Raw genomic sequence first — 1,744 nt, 5'->3', positions numbered from 1 at the left:
ACTATACATTCACTATTAATATAACTTACGATATAACCTCTTGATTAGTTTAAAAATAAAGTTCGGCGTACGATAAATAACCACTCGGTATTTAATCAACTTGCATATGAAGGAAAAGAAAAACCGTTAAATGAATAAAGTTTGACTTTCCCCTCGTTTTTTACAGGTGTGTCACATCCAATTGACTGCTTATTTTTGAACCGCTTTGAACCTTGGGTTGGTTTTGCAAATTACATATAGGCGCCCTCTACGCTTAACGATTTGACAATCAGGGTGACGGCTCTTTGCACTTTTAAGTGATTTTACAACCTTCATCTATTTAGCTCCCTTACCCAATTGACCAAAGCGGCGAGTAAAGTTCGCCACGCGACCTTCTTTATGAATCACTCGTTGCTTACCTGTATAGAAAGGATGAGACTTTGAAGACACTTCAATAGTGAAGTAAGGGTAAGTATTGCCATCTTCCCATTCGATCGTACGGTCTGTTTTCAAGGTTGAACCTATCAAGAAGTATTCATCAACACTGGTATCATGAAAAACCACAGTGCGGTAATCAGGATGGATATTTGGTTTCATTTGTTTCCCCTAAATTATCATTTGATATGTTATAACATTACAAATGATAATTATTATCAAAAGAAAAACAAGTTATTTTGTGATATTTTCCGGCCATAGATCGTAATTAGAGAACGTCCCCCCATGTACTCCATTGAACCTATTGGCTTTATAGAGTCTCCCTATAAAGAGAAGTTCGCGGTACCAAGGCAGCCTAGGTTGGTGCCGACATCAACCTCTAGAGTAAGACTTGTTGACGCGGCAAACTGTCTAGAGTCGGTTCGCAACATCGAGCAATTCAGCCATGTGTGGCTCCTATTTCTATTCGACAAAAACCTTGAGGCGGGCTGGAAGCCGACAGTGAGGCCACCTCGACTGGGTGGTAATGAACGCATTGGGGTTTTTGCATCTCGTGCCACATTCAGACCCAACGGGATTGGCATGTCAGCGGTGGAGTTAAAAGGCGTATCTCAAGATAAAGGGCAAACTTGGCTAGACCTTGGCAGTGTCGATTTAGTCAACGGGACACCAATTATCGACATCAAGCCTTACATCCCCTACTCCGATTCCATTCCGGATGCACAGGGAGGGTTTGCAGCCGAAGAGCCAGAGGTGTTAGAGGTTAACTTTTCACAGCAAGCCCAAGCGAAACTGGCACAGCACCCAGAGGCGCGTCATATTATTCAGGTGATCAAAGAGGTATTAGGCCAAGATCCTCGTCCTGCCTATAAGAAAGGTAAGCAAGACAACAAGGAATATGCGGTAAATTTGTTCGATCTTAACGTGAAATTCGTTATTGAGGCGTTTTTCATCAATGTAACTGACATTGAACGCTTTTGAGATCCCAAATAGGCTGATATTATATGCGGCTATATCGGATTTACTGCTGCCAATAGCGGCAGTAAATTTACTTTTATTAATGATGAAACGGATACCATAGAATGCGTACCAGTAACTATCTTCTTTCTACTCTGAAAGAGACTCCAAACGACGCAGAAGTTATCAGCCACCAGCTGATGCTACGTGCAGGTATGATCCGTAAGCTAGCTTCAGGTTTATACACTTGGCTACCTACCGGTCTGCGTGTACTGCGTAAAGTCGAAAACATCGTTCGCCAAGAGATCGATAATGCAGGTGCAGTTGAGACTTTAATGCCCGTAGTGCAGCCGTTTGAGCTATGGGAAGAGAC

At 42.5% G+C, this 1,744-nt stretch carries 3 protein-coding genes and 1 pseudogene; 2 read left to right on the top strand and 2 right to left on the bottom strand.

Translation table 11 applies throughout. The features are described 5' to 3' along the window. Positions 1–189 precede the first annotated feature (189 nt). Entirely contained in the window at positions 190–315 is a 126-nt protein-coding gene (ykgO, locus tag BCT81_RS18840; protein WP_005380299.1) for a type B 50S ribosomal protein L36, read from the bottom strand. After that, positions 316–576: a type B 50S ribosomal protein L31 gene (locus tag BCT81_RS18835; RefSeq protein WP_102425455.1), complete on the bottom strand. Its 261-nt coding sequence runs from the start codon at positions 574–576 to the stop codon at positions 316–318. It lies immediately after the preceding gene. A 123-nt stretch (positions 577–699) separates the two neighbouring features. Here BCT81_RS18835 and tsaA point away from each other — a divergent pair, with 123 nt between their 5' ends. Both tsaA and BCT81_RS18825 read left to right on the top strand, forming a co-directional pair. Then, complete coding sequence (tsaA, locus tag BCT81_RS18830) at positions 700–1,395, top strand: tRNA (N6-threonylcarbamoyladenosine(37)-N6)-methyltransferase TrmO (RefSeq protein WP_102425454.1); 696 nt, start codon at positions 700–702, stop codon at positions 1,393–1,395. 101 nt (positions 1,396–1,496) lie between these two features. Further along, positions 1,497–1,744 (top strand): annotated as a pseudogene (locus tag BCT81_RS18825) (proline--tRNA ligase); the annotation flags it as partial.

It is taken from the genome of Vibrio sp. 10N.261.52.A1 (genome assembly GCF_002876325.1).
Taxonomy (GTDB): Bacteria; Pseudomonadota; Gammaproteobacteria; order Enterobacterales; family Vibrionaceae; genus Vibrio; species Vibrio chagasii.
Note: the sequence above shows the minus strand (reverse complement) of the source record. Positions and strands in the feature narration are given on the sequence as shown.